The 13,333-nt window shown below is 40.8% G+C and carries 25 protein-coding genes; 24 read left to right on the top strand and 1 reads right to left on the bottom strand.

The genetic code is table 11. The annotated features are described in order from the left end of the window. Positions 1 to 11 precede the first annotated feature (11 nt). The gene (locus ACP8HH_RS10200; protein WP_438310908.1) at positions 12 to 377 is read right to left on the bottom strand and encodes a helix-turn-helix domain-containing protein; all 366 of its coding nucleotides are present in this window, start codon (positions 375 to 377) and stop codon (positions 12 to 14) included. Positions 378 to 533: 156 nt separating this feature from the next. Between ACP8HH_RS10200 and ACP8HH_RS10195 the strand changes: the two genes are divergently transcribed. The 24 genes from ACP8HH_RS10195 to ACP8HH_RS10080 all read left to right on the top strand — a co-directional run bounded on the left by ACP8HH_RS10195 (position 534) and on the right by ACP8HH_RS10080 (position 13,304). Next, on the top strand, positions 534 to 767 hold the full coding sequence (locus ACP8HH_RS10195) for a helix-turn-helix transcriptional regulator (RefSeq protein ID WP_438310906.1): 234 nt from the start codon (positions 534 to 536) through the stop codon (positions 765 to 767). Between the two features lie 150 nt (positions 768 to 917). Next, on the top strand, positions 918 to 1,073 hold the full coding sequence (locus tag ACP8HH_RS10190; protein ID WP_438310905.1) for a hypothetical protein: 156 nt from the start codon (positions 918 to 920) through the stop codon (positions 1,071 to 1,073). 31 nt (positions 1,074 to 1,104) lie between these two features. Next, a complete protein-coding gene (locus tag ACP8HH_RS10185) occupies positions 1,105 to 1,839 on the top strand; it encodes an antA/AntB antirepressor family protein (RefSeq protein WP_438310903.1) in 735 nt (244 codons plus the stop codon). A gap of 156 nt (positions 1,840 to 1,995) precedes the next feature. Further along, complete coding sequence (locus ACP8HH_RS10180) at positions 1,996 to 2,271, top strand: helix-turn-helix domain-containing protein (protein ID WP_438310901.1); 276 nt, start codon at positions 1,996 to 1,998, stop codon at positions 2,269 to 2,271. A 9-nt stretch (positions 2,272 to 2,280) separates the two neighbouring features. Next, positions 2,281 to 2,562 carry a hypothetical protein gene (locus ACP8HH_RS10175; protein ID WP_438310899.1) on the top strand — a complete coding sequence of 94 codons (282 nt, stop codon included), beginning with the start codon at positions 2,281 to 2,283 and terminating at the stop codon, positions 2,560 to 2,562. 179 nt (positions 2,563 to 2,741) lie between these two features. After that, positions 2,742 to 2,879, top strand: a complete 138-nt coding sequence (locus ACP8HH_RS10170) for a hypothetical protein (protein WP_438310897.1) — start codon at positions 2,742 to 2,744, stop codon at positions 2,877 to 2,879. Further along, positions 2,876 to 3,172 carry a hypothetical protein gene (locus ACP8HH_RS10165; RefSeq protein ID WP_438310895.1) on the top strand — a complete coding sequence of 99 codons (297 nt, stop codon included), beginning with the start codon at positions 2,876 to 2,878 and terminating at the stop codon, positions 3,170 to 3,172. Before ACP8HH_RS10170 ends, ACP8HH_RS10165 begins: the two co-directional genes overlap by 4 nt. A gap of 15 nt (positions 3,173 to 3,187) precedes the next feature. Continuing rightward, a complete protein-coding gene (locus tag ACP8HH_RS10160; protein ID WP_438310894.1) occupies positions 3,188 to 3,370 on the top strand; it encodes a hypothetical protein in 183 nt (60 codons plus the stop codon). Positions 3,371 to 3,466: 96 nt separating this feature from the next. Next, entirely contained in the window at positions 3,467 to 3,862 is a 396-nt protein-coding gene (locus tag ACP8HH_RS10155) for a YopX family protein (RefSeq protein ID WP_438310893.1), read from the top strand. Further along, positions 3,859 to 5,844 (top strand): hypothetical protein, encoded by a 1,986-nt coding sequence (locus ACP8HH_RS10150; RefSeq protein ID WP_438310891.1) that lies wholly within the window; start codon positions 3,859 to 3,861, stop codon positions 5,842 to 5,844. Before ACP8HH_RS10155 ends, ACP8HH_RS10150 begins: the two co-directional genes overlap by 4 nt. Continuing rightward, positions 5,841 to 6,098, top strand: a complete 258-nt coding sequence (locus ACP8HH_RS10145) for a hypothetical protein (RefSeq protein WP_438310888.1) — start codon at positions 5,841 to 5,843, stop codon at positions 6,096 to 6,098. The genes ACP8HH_RS10150 and ACP8HH_RS10145 overlap by 4 nt, the downstream gene beginning before the upstream one ends. Further along, positions 6,099 to 7,010 carry a recombinase RecT gene (locus ACP8HH_RS10140; RefSeq protein ID WP_438310886.1) on the top strand — a complete coding sequence of 304 codons (912 nt, stop codon included), beginning with the start codon at positions 6,099 to 6,101 and terminating at the stop codon, positions 7,008 to 7,010. Beyond that, positions 7,004 to 7,702: an MBL fold metallo-hydrolase gene (locus ACP8HH_RS10135; RefSeq protein ID WP_438310884.1), complete on the top strand. Its 699-nt coding sequence runs from the start codon at positions 7,004 to 7,006 to the stop codon at positions 7,700 to 7,702. The genes ACP8HH_RS10140 and ACP8HH_RS10135 overlap by 7 nt, the downstream gene beginning before the upstream one ends. Before the next feature lie 29 nt (positions 7,703 to 7,731). Further along, positions 7,732 to 8,583 (top strand): hypothetical protein, encoded by an 852-nt coding sequence (locus ACP8HH_RS10130; protein WP_438310882.1) that lies wholly within the window; start codon positions 7,732 to 7,734, stop codon positions 8,581 to 8,583. Next, positions 8,525 to 9,406, top strand: coding sequence for an ATP-binding protein (locus ACP8HH_RS10125; protein WP_438310879.1), 882 nt, complete (start codon positions 8,525 to 8,527; stop codon positions 9,404 to 9,406). The genes ACP8HH_RS10130 and ACP8HH_RS10125 overlap by 59 nt, the downstream gene beginning before the upstream one ends. Continuing rightward, a complete protein-coding gene (locus ACP8HH_RS10120) occupies positions 9,403 to 9,639 on the top strand; it encodes a hypothetical protein (protein WP_438310876.1) in 237 nt (78 codons plus the stop codon). The genes ACP8HH_RS10125 and ACP8HH_RS10120 overlap by 4 nt, the downstream gene beginning before the upstream one ends. Beyond that, a complete protein-coding gene (locus ACP8HH_RS10115; RefSeq protein WP_438310874.1) occupies positions 9,636 to 10,208 on the top strand; it encodes a hypothetical protein in 573 nt (190 codons plus the stop codon). The genes ACP8HH_RS10120 and ACP8HH_RS10115 overlap by 4 nt, the downstream gene beginning before the upstream one ends. Beyond that, positions 10,201 to 10,392, top strand: coding sequence for a hypothetical protein (locus ACP8HH_RS10110; RefSeq protein ID WP_438310873.1), 192 nt, complete (start codon positions 10,201 to 10,203; stop codon positions 10,390 to 10,392). Before ACP8HH_RS10115 ends, ACP8HH_RS10110 begins: the two co-directional genes overlap by 8 nt. Then, positions 10,389 to 10,532, top strand: a complete 144-nt coding sequence (locus ACP8HH_RS10105) for a hypothetical protein (RefSeq protein WP_438310871.1) — start codon at positions 10,389 to 10,391, stop codon at positions 10,530 to 10,532. Before ACP8HH_RS10110 ends, ACP8HH_RS10105 begins: the two co-directional genes overlap by 4 nt. Then, positions 10,529 to 11,143, top strand: coding sequence for a hypothetical protein (locus tag ACP8HH_RS10100; RefSeq protein WP_438310869.1), 615 nt, complete (start codon positions 10,529 to 10,531; stop codon positions 11,141 to 11,143). The genes ACP8HH_RS10105 and ACP8HH_RS10100 overlap by 4 nt, the downstream gene beginning before the upstream one ends. Continuing rightward, complete coding sequence (locus ACP8HH_RS10095) at positions 11,140 to 11,334, top strand: hypothetical protein (RefSeq protein ID WP_438310867.1); 195 nt, start codon at positions 11,140 to 11,142, stop codon at positions 11,332 to 11,334. Before ACP8HH_RS10100 ends, ACP8HH_RS10095 begins: the two co-directional genes overlap by 4 nt. Beyond that, positions 11,331 to 11,792, top strand: a complete 462-nt coding sequence (locus tag ACP8HH_RS10090; RefSeq protein WP_438310865.1) for a YopX family protein — start codon at positions 11,331 to 11,333, stop codon at positions 11,790 to 11,792. The genes ACP8HH_RS10095 and ACP8HH_RS10090 overlap by 4 nt, the downstream gene beginning before the upstream one ends. Continuing rightward, positions 11,789 to 12,304, top strand: coding sequence for a single-stranded DNA-binding protein (gene ssb / locus ACP8HH_RS10085; protein WP_438310863.1), 516 nt, complete (start codon positions 11,789 to 11,791; stop codon positions 12,302 to 12,304). Before ACP8HH_RS10090 ends, ssb begins: the two co-directional genes overlap by 4 nt. Positions 12,305 to 12,317: 13 nt before the next feature. Next, positions 12,318 to 13,304, top strand: coding sequence for a DNA cytosine methyltransferase (locus ACP8HH_RS10080; RefSeq protein WP_438310861.1), 987 nt, complete (start codon positions 12,318 to 12,320; stop codon positions 13,302 to 13,304). The last annotated feature ends 29 nt before the right edge of the window (positions 13,305 to 13,333 follow it).

Below are 13,333 nucleotides of genomic sequence, written 5' to 3'. Positions count from 1 at the left end.
CTATTCACTCCTCACTGTTTTTTCTGACTCACCTTAAACTTAATATAATCATAGACTTCTTTCATCTGTTCAGCACTCAATGACTCCATATCTTTAAACATCAAATCAATATCGGGAAATTCTGTTGCAATTTTATTCACGAAGAAAGCTTTGTCGTTATTGACGCTGTTTGTTTTTGGATTCTCCGTCTTCCCTAATAGGTAGTCGGTAGTCACTTCGAGAACATCAGATAGTAGAACTAACATCTCGTTCGAAGGTGTGCTATGACCGTTTTCGTAATTACTAATAGTGCTTTTTGTTGTATTTACTTTTTCCGCGAGTGTTTCCTGCGTTAACTTTAATCTATTTCTACTTACTCTTAACCTTTGGGACACCATTACAATTCCCCCTAATATCAGCTTGTACAAGGATATTGTACATCATATGAATACGAAATAAATAATAGTACAAGATAATTGTATTTTATTGTTGACATACAAGATTCTTGTACGTATACTAAGGGTACAAGTTGTTCATACATCGGAGGTGGCAATGTGAAGAATGTAAATTTAGTAAAATCGCGTGAGAAGAAAAATTTAACGCAAGAACAACTAGCGAAGGCGCTTGGATACAAGGGAAAACAATCGGTTTCGAATTGGGAAAATGGGCATATTTCTCCACCATTAGAAACGGCACTTAAAATATCGCAAATTCTAGAAGATGATATCTTCTTTTTATTTAGCAACTTAGTACAAGAAACTCATACAAAAGAAAAGGAAATCGTCTGAAAAACAAGCACCTCACACCCAGCAACGAAAGTTTGAACGAGCGGAGTCGGCCACGATCTTCTTCTATAGAAGGGAGCCACGCCAATTGGTTACGCCAAGACTTCGAACTTTGTTTGGTGGGTGTGACGGAAGCGGAGGGAGGAAAGAAGGATGGCTATTCAAACGAAAGAGAAGTGCATTCCGGGTGTAACGCAGCCGTCGCACGAAGCGATGGCAAAAGTGATGATGTTCTTGCTTGAAACATCAGCGCCGAGGTTAGCGATGAAGGATGCAGAAAATCGAAGACAGAAAAAAGGAGCCAGGTGATTCTAAAACCTACTAAAAGGAGGAAGTGTAAATGAATCAATTAATCAGCACTAGTAATAATGTATCTGGAGAAATTGTAGTAAGTGGTCGTGAACTGCATGAGTTTTTAGAAGTTAAAACGCCGTATACGCAATGGTTTGAAAGAATGATTAGTTATGGATTTGTTGAAAACGTTGATTTCACCGTGACTAACAAAAATGTTAATGACGTTACAGCATTTGGTGGGGTAAGAAAAATTATAGATCATGCATTAAAACTCGATATGGCAAAAGAAATTGGAATGATTCAGAGAACCGATAAAGGGAAGCAAGCCCGTCAGTATTTTCTACAGTTAGAAAGAATGTGGAACAGTCCTGAAATGGTCATTAAAAGAGCGATGGACTTTCAACAAGAAAAAATCTTGCAACTTGAAACGAAAATACACAAAGAAAAGAAGTACACGGATTTCGGAAAAGTTGTCAGTCTAAGCAACGGGGCAATAAACGTTGGAGCATTTGCGAAAATCATGTATGACAAACACGGTGTGAATATTGGACGTAACAAGTTGATGGCGTGGTTGAGGGATAGCGGCTACTTAATCAAACAGGGTAGGGAAAGAAATTTTCCTAAACAACATTATGTTGAACGAGGTTGGTTCAAACTCGCTCCAACAATCATCAAAAGAACTGAAGGAGATGTCCAGAGCGGAACAACTTTAGTAACCGGTAAAGGTCAAATCGGGTTAGCTGAAATTCTGCTTGAAGAGTTTATAAAGCTAGAAGCGTAAAGCGGAGAGGGGCGGGCAAGCCCCTAATAGATTACGAGGTTTTTAATGCGAAGCACTTTCGAGGTTGCAAGGAGGGGTCTCGCTCACAACTTAATTATACAACTAGATTAGTAGATTCTCTATTCCAATTCGGAATAAACGGGTGGAGGTGAAGGGATGAAATACGGATCAATATTAAAGGCTTGCAGGGAACGAGCTGGATTTAATCAAGCGGAATTAGCACACCAGTTACACGTTAACCAGTCCGACATATCAAAATACGAAACCGATGCAAAAGAACCAAGCATGAGCATGTTTCAGGACTGGACAATGGCGACACAAACACAAGAGGTATTAGTAGCGTTTATCTGTGGAGTTGAAGGATTAACGATTTTGACAAACTTATTAAGCACTGTCGGTAGTTTTATAACAGGATTTATCAATTTCTTATAGGAGGAAAACATGAAAAGACATTATAAAGCAACAGACATTTCAGAAGCAATCGAAGAAAACAAGAAAGTCATGCACCAGTTAGAACATATCGAAATGAACTTTTGGACAAGCAATGTGGATGAATCGATTAAGCGAACTGTGGACCTGCATCTCGCATTAGTAAAACTCAGTCGAATGCAATCAGCAAAGCGCATGGAGAACGCATTCAATGCATTGAATGACGGTTTATCTGCAAGCGGCGTCCGAATCCAAATGATTCAACCTAGTTTTAGACACAAAAAAACCGATTGACATGGCTGTGTCAACCGGCAAATACGTTAAATCTATTGTAACACATTGACGGAGCTTTGGCTCTTGTCAAAGTGTCCAGGACCATACCGATATATTTCCTCCTAGAAATTTAAGGTTTACTCATTCCTGGATGCTTTGATGGGATTCAACCATCTAAACAAAAGAAGGGTGATGACAAAATGAACACTATCAAATGGTTAAATCGTTATTTTTTGGACGAAGACGAAGAAATCGCAACAAGTGATTTTGTTTGGTGGTACGGAATCTTTGGCGGGTCAGTGTTTCTTGGGATTATTGTCTGCGTGGTGACGTTATGAACGCAAAAACGAAGGAAGCAATGTTCAACCTGAAAGACGAGTTAAATTCATTTAGTGCTGAGCATCCAACAATCACAGTTAAACGGTCCGACTTGGAGGCGGTAGTAAAACATCTGTTTAACAATGGAGACGAGTGGAGCAATCAAGCGGCCCTTGGATATGCAATTGCGGCGGCTGAACGGATTTGGACGAGTGATATTTTCATCAAGCAATTTATTAGTGCTATGGAAATAGAATTTGACGAACGAAATCTTGAAAGTGCCGCTGAATATTATCGGGAATCCAAATACTGAAAGGGGTGAAGAAGATTGAAACACGAATCATGGGAATGGGAAGTCCGGTCAATGCAGGAAGGAGATCCATACGTCGTACACACAACAAAAGACGATGCACTCCAAGCGATGACTAACTTCACGGAAACATGGGGTCAAGTAAGTATTTACTCGTTACGTAAGACTGCAAAAATCATTAGATACGAAGATGCAATATAAAAAACCCGCTGTTCAAGCAGCGAGTCAGGGTTCTGGAAAATATAGTTACTTACATTTTAGTACAGAACCCCTCAAATGACAAGGAGGGAACATGTTATGAGGGAAATTAAGTATCGGGCAAAAGTATTGAATTCCAAAAACTGGATATACAGACAACCTTTTCATATTCGGGGGGTTTGGTATATGTACAACAGTCGGTGGTATGAAGTCCCAATCGTTCACAAGACAATTGGGCAATTTACAGGACTGGAAGACACGAATGGCAAGGAAATTTACGAAGGTGATATCCTTCACTACCTCATTGAAGAATATCCTGGTGGTCATTACAGAGAACGAGAAGAAAAAAGGATTGTTGAGTTCGTTGATGGCTGTTTTTGGCTACTTAGTAAAAACGGTGACGAACCGTTGTATGCGGTTCATGCGGCTGATGACGAATTAAAAATCTTGGGCAATATCTACGAAAATCCTAAACTATTGGAGGAATCGAAATGAAAGAAATTAAATGGATAAACATGAAGCTCAAAAATTTCAAAGGAGCCAAGGACTTAACGATTGACGCAGACGGTTTGAACCTAATTATCTATGGTGACAACGGAACATATAAAACGACCGTTGCGGATGCATTTCATTGGGTACTATTCGGAAAAAGCAGTGAGGATAAAGAACGTTTCGGAATTAAAACACTCCTTGACGGGGAAGTAATCCACCGATTAAATCACGAAGTTGAATTGGAATTAACGGTAAACGGCGAACCGCTAACTCTGAAAAGAATTTACAAAGAAAATTGGGTTAAAAAACGTGGTCAATTAACAGAAGAACAATCAGGCCATGAAACAGATCACTTTGTTGACGGTGTGCCTCTAAGCGCGGGGGCTTACAACAAAAAAGTAGGCGAACTTATCGACCAAAAGACATTTAAACTACTCACGTCACCAACATTTTTTAACGAACAACTTACAGTGGCGGAAAAGCGCGCAACGATTATAGAGGTTGTTGGAAAGGTTGAACAAGACGATGTAATTGCATCAAATCCCGCATTAAAAGACTTGCCAGCAATATTGAAAGGTAAAAAGATTGAGGATATGAAAGCAATTATCGCTTCGAAACGTACACATATTAAAAAAGAAGTAGAGGGTATCCAGCCTCGAATTGACGAGCTACACATGTCGTTGCCAGATAAAGATATCGACGTTCCTTCTATAGAAAAAGAAATTGCAGTCGTCGAGAAGGAACTTGATGAACACGCAACTCAAATCAACAATATTAAGAACGGGTCCGCAGTAGTGAGCAAGCAACAGGAATTACAGCAGGTCGAATTGGATTTGAAGACGATCCAGAACGAACTGGAATCCGAGTCGATTGAACAAGCTACTAAACTTAACGCGAAAATCCAAGAGGAGCAGTCGAACGTTGCGATTTTAAAACGTAAGAAAGATGATGCTGAGCATCGAACTGACATGTTAGAAAAAGACATTATCCAGTTTGACGAAAAACGTGCAGCGCTTCTTGCACGTTGGACAAAGGAAAATGAACGTGTTTATACACACGACCACAAATCTGATGGAGTATGCCCAACTTGTAGTCAATCCTTGCCCGTCGAAGAACTTGAAGCGGCAAAAGAAAAGGCGATTGCTGCATTTAATCTAAGTAAGGCCACTGAACTAGAAGGAATCAATAGTATCGGAAAGGCGATTGCGGAAGATAAAACGCAAACACTAGAGCAAATCGAGAAGTTGAAAGTGACAGTCGCATCCTTGGGTTCGCAAATCGATGAGAAGGAAAAAGTGGTATCAAAGTTAACGGAGGAAGTCGATACGCTTAGAACGGGCATTGCAGAAGCCCGAAAAGGCAAACGATACATGAACAAAGTACAGGAAAGAACAGAAATCGAAAAGAGTATTGAAACACTCAAAGAAAATGCACAGAGTGCGGTTTCGGACATTGAAAAAGAAGTTGTTGTACTACGTACCAAACGAACTGAACTCAATGCTCAAATAGCACAACAGACAAATGCAGTTACCGCAAAAAAACGTATTGCTGAACTTGAAAAACAGGAAAAGGATTTAGCGAAAGCATTCGAAGAAGCGGAAAAAGGACTTTACCTAATCGACTTGTTCACACGCTCAGAAGTAGACCTACTCGGCGAACGCATTAACGAACATTTCAAGTATGCGAGATTCAAATTGTTCCGCGTCCAACAAAATGGTGGCATTCAAGATGTGTGCGAGGTCACATATAAAGGCGTTCCATTTTCCGAAGGGTTAAACAACGGTGCAAGGATCAATTCTGGATTAGACATTATTAATACGCTGTCAAAACACTACGGTGTAAGCGTTCCTATAGTTTTTGATAACGCTGAGTCCGTTACAGAGTTAATTGATACAGATTCACAACTTATTAGTTTGGTTGTTTCCGAAAAGGACAAGCAGTTGCGCATTGAAAAACAAGCGGTCGAAGAGGATGGTGCAGCATGATGTTCGAATTCATAGATCCACCCGCAACGATGGATATTTATTCAAAGCCTGGAACAAAAGTTATCTTCAAATACCCGGAAAACGGAAGAGGATATGACCGGAAGTGGTCTGCGAGTATTCTGACGTTGGGTGCGACATACACGGTCAAAAACATTCTTGTCGGACAGTCAAGTTCTCTCGTTGATTTTGAAGATTTTTCAGAACTGCAATTCAACACAGTCCACTTTGTAAATAAAAACATGGAGGAATCATAAATGACTAAAGAACCAACTCAATCAGTAGCACTAATTCAGAAGGATATTACAGACGATGTCAATATCGCCTTAACAAAATTACAAGAAGAGGGCTTAGCTTTACCAACTAACTATAACTATAGCAATGCATTAAAGAGTGCATTCTTCGCACTATCTAATAATGCCGGCGGGAATCTGTTGGAGATTTGTTCAAAAGCGTCAATTGCGAATGCGTTGCTAGACATGGTGACGCAAGGTTTAAGTCCCGCAAAGACGCAATGTTATTTCATCAACTACAACAAAACATGCAAGTTAAACCGATCATACTTCGGCACACAAGCAGTTCTCAAACGCCTAACGAACGTTAAAGACATATGGGCAAACGTAATCTATCAAGACGATGTATTCGATTACGAAAATGATCGCGGCCGTGAAAAGTTAGTCAGTCATAAAACGGCATTCGAAAACAGAGATAAAAACATCATCGGAGCGTATGCAGTAATCCAAACGACGGACGATGAAGAATTACTAACCGTTATGACTCGAAAGGAATTTGAAGCGTCTTGGAGTCAGTCAAAGACTCAGCAAGCAGTACACAAAAAGTTTCCGCAAGAAATGGCGAAACGTACTGTGATTAATCGTGCAGCTAAAGCTTTTATTAATACAAGCGACGACAGCGATTTACTTGTACAAGCCATTAATAATTCTACAGAAGCAGAGTATGACAATGAAAGAAAAGAAGTTGGTCCACAAGAAGAAATAAACGAAAAAGCGAATACAGAAATGATCGATTTTGCACCGGAACCAGTTATATCGAAACCGAATATAAATCAAGAAACTGGTGAAATTATCGAACCAGAGCCACCGAAGCAAGATATTTATACCGAACCAGAACCATTAAAAACTGCAGCATCTTCTGGTCCCGGTTGGTGATTATCAAAACTTTAGCAACAGGATCCACAGGTAACTGTTATCTGATTGACGACGGAGAAACCCGGCTCTTAATTGAGCTGGGGATCCAGTTTAAAAAGATACAACAAGCTTTAAACTATGAAACTTCGAAAATATCAGGCTGCTTAATATCCCATAGTCATCAAGACCACTGTAAAGGTGTGCAAGGTGCGTTAAACGCTTCACTGGACGTTTACATGTCAAAGGCAACCACGGACGAGACAGGCATAGAGCACAACCGGATAAGACTGTATGAAAACAAGAAACAGTTCAGGATTGGGACTTTCACGATTTTGCCTTTCGATGTCAAACATGACGTAGAAAATCACGGTTTTTTGATACAAAGCGACAACGGCAGTAAGTTACTTTTTGCGACAGATACTTATTACGTCAAATATAAATTTTCCGGCCTTACCCATTTAATGATTGAGGCAAATTATTCTGAAGCGATTCTTAATGAAAATATCGAACGCGGAACGATACATGGATTCCTTGCAAAACGAATTAAAGCTTCACACTTTTCATTGGAAAACGTGCTTGGATTTTTGAAAGCGAACGATCTATCACGAGTTCAAGAGATTCATTTACTCCACTTATCCAATACAAATTCAGATGAAGAAATGTTTAAAAAAGCAGTGCAAGAAGTTACTGGGAAACTTGTGTTTGTACCTTAATAAACAGTAGGTGAAGGAGGGAAAGTCGAGTGGCAGGATGGATTAGCTTACACAGAAAATTAATGGATAACCCCATATATTCAAATGCCAATATGCTGAAACTCTGGATCCATTGTTTGATGAAGGCATCACATTCTGGACGTGATCAATTGGTTGGAAATCAGATGGTGAAACTCGAAGTTGGGGAGTTCGTAACAGGTCGAAATGCACTGGCAGATGAGTTTAATAAGGGTGCAAAAAAGGCCGAAGTGATTTCAGCAATAACGCTTTGGAGATGGTTGAAGAACTTCGAAGAATGGCAAATGCTGAACATCAAAACAACGACGAAATACAGCGTCGTTACGGTATCTAACTGGTCTGAGCATCAAGGCGGTGAACAACAAGTGAACAGCAAGCGAACAACAGATGAACAGCAAGTGAACACAATCAATAATGTTAATAAGGTTAATAATGATAATAAAGAAAATAAGAAAGAATTAAAGAATAGTCCTAAACAAGTTTACGACAAAGATTCTCCACCTTTCATTCTTGCTAATTATTTTTATAGCCAAATATTAAAGAATGATCCAAAACGAAGAGAACCTAACTTGCAAACTTGGTCAGATGATATTCGGAAAATGATTGAACTTGATAATCGGGATAAAAAAGAAATAGGCGAATTGATGCGTTGGGTGCAACAGGATGATTTCGAGAAACCGAATGTATTGTCTCCTTCGAAACTGAGAAGTCGCTATACGGCACTCCTGTTGAAAATGAATAAGCCGAAATTTCCAAGCATCGTGAAAAATGTTACACCACCTGTTTACGAAAGGAGTGCGCCGGATGAAAAACGCGATGAACAAAATCCTAGCAAATTCGGGAATGTCCGACTCTTTAAGTAAGCCGGAACCAATTCCTTGTGAAGTATGTGGGATGGGAAGGCCACAAACACAAATAGAACACCCGTTTAAAAAAGTAATGACGTGGGTGCATTGTGCGTGCCCTTGTGTAGTTGTTAAAAACGAAAAGTTTTGGAGTGACCAGAAAAACGCTGATAAACAAATCAAGATTAATCGGGCGTTGAAGTTGAGTAGCGCGATGGAAGACATCAAATCCATGACGTTTGATAACTTTCAAGGCAGAAGTGGTACAAAGGCGGCATACGAAGAAATCATGTCGGCTGTCAAGAACTTTGATAAACGCGGGAAGTTAGGCGTTTTCATCTTCGGGGAAACCGGAAATGGCAAGAGCCATATAACAGCAAGTGGTGGCAATGCATTGATAAAGAGTGGTTATGCGGTAATTTACATAACCGAAAAGGATTTGTTCAGCAGATTACAAGCCACCAAGAATTTTAAGAATACCGAAACGTTTGGCGAAATTATGGGCGCTTGCTTGGATGCAGATTTATTGATTTGGGATGACTTCATGAGCAGTCAAAAGTTGTCGGCGGATGAAAAGGACTGGATTTTCCAAATTGTCAACGGCCGTGAACGAGCGAATAAACCAATTTGGATGACTTCGAATATCACACCGGAAGAGTTTGAAAGTGGCGAAATAGCTTACCAACTGGATGACAAGGGTCGCACTTGGTGGCGGATCATTGGCAACATGAATTGCGTGTTGAATCAAGCGGTCAACTATCGAAAGAGTAAAGCGATGGCTCGTGCACTTGATATCAGTGTTGAAGAATATGAAAAACGAATACAGGAGGAATCGAATTGACAGCTCACATCTACCAAGAAGACTTGGATTTTCTTGAAGAAGCGAAGAGGGAGTTCAGTCTTCATCCAGAACTTTCAACGTACATGAACGCAGAAGAAACGTTAATCGCGTTAAGAATCGGATTTAATCGAGTGAACATCTTGATTTACAAGATTGATGAAGAATTGTTGCATGTGCTGAATGTGTTGGATGCGGCGCCAAATTTAGTTCTAGAAAGCGAGGAAATCAAATGACTGGAAAAATTGTATTAACGAGGGATCAAGCGGGTGCGGTTGAAAGAATAAAAGTGAATGTCCGAAACGAGGGGATCCTTCTTAAGAAGATTGAGAGTCCTTGGGTAAACGAACGCAATCTATTTTTAAATGACATGTCTTTGGACGATGTTGTGAGACTTTTATATGTCGGCTACGAAGTCAAACAACCATCGATCAAAATTGGCGATTGGGCAAAGCACGAACGCAAAGAAGACGGGAAGCAATTCATCGGGAAAATAACGAAATTGGAAAAAGAAAAAGCGTGGGCCAAGTGGAGCGGTGTGGCCATGGAGGGATTTATTCATCTACGAGACCTAACCAAAATGACACCCGAAGAAATAAAAGCCGAACAAGATCGTCAGAAATGGGCGGAGATTGAAGAGGGTGACGTGGTTATAAATTCGACGACAGGACGAGTCGCACTGTTTATTCGATTGCCTCCTGAAAGTTCTCAGGTCGGCGTTCAATTTTGTAGAGGTGGAATTGAATACTGGGAAAAACAAAAAACTGCATTGTACGCCAAAAGGGTCGGTGATTCCGATGCATAAGCACATCATCAACCAACTCATTCTTGTAGCGGGTGCGTGGAAATCCACAGGCCGAAAGGACAAGCATCTGGAGCGTCAATTTAGCCATCTACTCAACGAATTACGTTGGGAAGCGGGAACAACGCCAGAGGGTGCACTGGACTTACTCCTTCGTGAACTCGGGGAAAAGGAGGTAGCAGCATGAACGAACGTATCAAAGAAAATCTTATCGCAGAATTAAATTCGTACGGAATCTATGAAACTTTGAAAAAGGAAAAGTTGGCGACGTTGGATATACACGGACTTTCGAGACTTTTGGCGGTTCGGAAAGAGGTGGCTTCGTGAAGGAACGTATTGAAAAAGAACGTAATTACATCCGGAATAATTGGTTTAAAGATCATGTGGCAACGGTGACGGAACACGATGGGGTAACAATTCTTGATTGGAGAAAGCCAGGCACGTTCATGTATGCACTCAGGTACGTAATGGTTGGCAACAAGTTATTTATTTCCGGAGACATCGGGGATGCGGTGTACGACTTAACTTGGAATGCAACAATTGAAAGTTTTGATACCGTGAATCTTAGTTATTTTACGGGCAAATTATCGTGTAATTCCCGTGAAAAATACGATTTTAACAACAGTTTGGCGCAACAAGAAATCAAAGAATGTTTTATTGATTGGTGTGACGTTGACGACATTAGCGACCTTGAAGAAGACGACAAAGAATTATATGACGAATTGATTTCCGCGACGATGGAATGGAGCAGCCATGAACAATTTTCGTCTATGGGGGTATGGACGGCTTACAACAATACGGATTGCGACTGGTTCGAATCTGAAGTAGCAAGTAGTATCGCTGATTGTGGAAAAGAGTTATCGAATGTGTTTATAGCTTACTTGCTTGGTGTCCAGATGGCGAACGAGCAGATAAAGAAAGTGGTGGTGGCTTCGTGAAAGAAAGTTTTTATGTTTTCGAAAAGCAACACGAACCTACTTGCTGGTCGTGTGGTCATTGGGTTTTAGGTGGAGGATGCGCTGAAGCTAACGGTGCTTTAATCCCAACAGAGCATGACCATCATTGCGAGAAATGGGTGAAAGAAGGAACGGCCGGAACGATTTCGGCGGAAATGGAGGGTGCGGAATGAGGGAAATCAAATTTCGTGGAAAATCAGTTTTACCGATTGAGGAACTTGACCAACTAGATACTAGGCATGAAAACGGATGGGTGACAGGGAGCTTAATCACTAATGCCGGTAATCCATTCATTGTTGGTGACTTGGCGGATTGGGACGAGGAATTTATTGCACATGAATTTTGGGCGAAGGTGATTCCGGCAACGGTTGGACAGTACACCGGAGTGAAAGACAGGGACGGTGTGGAGATTTACGAGGGGGATGTTATTCAAACGAACGCCCTCAAAGAAAATGAATTCCGATGGCTTGTAGAGCCGATTGGGTCCGAACATGCAGACGGTGGTAGATATGGTATTTGCGTGAGTTATTACGGAGATGGGGACAATCAATATTTAGATGACGGAATTTTAAAGGGCGAAATAATCGGCAACATTTACGAAAATCCTGAACTGTTGGAGGTTGCAAAATGATTAATCGTGTCGTTTTGGTCGGGCGTTTAACAAAGGATCCAGAATTGAAGTACACGCAAACTGGTATCGCTGTTACACGCTTCACCCTTGCAGTCAACAGAGCATTCAAAAATGCGGCCGGCGAACAGGAAGCGGATTTCGTCAGTTGTGTTGCTTGGAGAAAACAGGCTGAAAATGTTGCAAACTACTTGAAAAAGGGAAGTCTTGCCGGAGTTGACGGCCGTATCCAGACAGGTAGCTTCGAGGGGACGGATGGAAAACGTGTCTACACTACTGAGGTTGTAGCGGATAGCACCCAGTTCCTCGAACCAAGAAGTAGTAACTCGAAAAACGATTCTAGCATTCAATCTAACGGTGGTAATCAGTCGGGGCAGACGAATACACCAAATCAGCAACGGAACGCTCAGAATCGACAGGAAACTACATCTAAACCATCTCATGGACAAGCGGACGACCCGTTTAATAACAATGGGGGTCCGGTTACGGTTTCGGATGACGATTTGCCATTTTAAGGGAGTTGGGTAAATGGTTAAGATTCTTGAATTATTTGGTGGTATAGGTTCACCGAGAAAAGCCTTAATCAATTTAGGAGTTGACCATAAATCGATTGATTACGTCGAGTGGAATGAAAAGGCAGTTCGAACTTATAATGCAATGTTTGATAATCGTTACAAGCCGGAAAGTGTTGTCGGATACAGCTTGCAGCCAGATATTCTCGTTCACGGTTCACCTTGTCAAGATTTCAGCATCGCAGGCAAACAATATGGTGGAAACACTGAAGATGGAACTAGAAGTTCTTTGCTCTTCGAAACAATTAAAATCATCAAAAGTTTAGGGGTTTGGAAGCCTAAATTTGTAATTTGGGAAAACGTCAAGAACGCGTTATCCAAAAAGTTGATTCCGGCTTTTAATCACTATTTGAACGAGATGGAAGATTTGGGATATACGAATTCATATGAAGTCCTGGATGCTCGTGATTTTGGAATACCCCAGTCGAGAGAAAGAGTCTTTGTAGTATCAACATTAAGTGGGAAGTACTTTGATTTTTCGAAATTAAAGAAAAAAGAAATGCAGTCGGTTCAAACGTTTCTCGAAAGTGATGTAAATGAACGATACACAATTACGCAACCAAGCATGTTAAGTCGAATTGGTGAGGATCCTAACAATCCGTTCAGTGGGAGGTTGACGCCGATTGAAAATTATGCGTGGACGATTACAACTAAGCAAATGCGTTGTCCAAACAGTGGAATTATTCCTATCGGCAATGGGAAGTATCGCTTGCTAACTGAACGTGAATGTTGGCGTTTAATGGGTTTTGATGATTCTGATTATGAAGCGGCAGAAAAAGAGCATCCAAGACGTGCGGATTTCCTCAACGGAACACTTTACCACCAAGCAGGAAATAGCATCGTGGTTCAAGTTTTAGAGTCGATTTTCGAGTTATTGCTTAGTGGTGATTATTCGTCTGAATTTCCTACGAATGACGAGGGGCAATTAGAATTGATTTGTTAATCTACGAAACTTTGAAAGTGAGGGGTCAA

The organism is Sporosarcina sp. FA9 (genome assembly GCF_051550205.1).
Classification (GTDB): Bacteria; Bacillota; Bacilli; order Bacillales_A; family Planococcaceae; genus Sporosarcina.
Note: the sequence above shows the minus strand (reverse complement) of the source record. Positions and strands in the feature narration are given on the sequence as shown.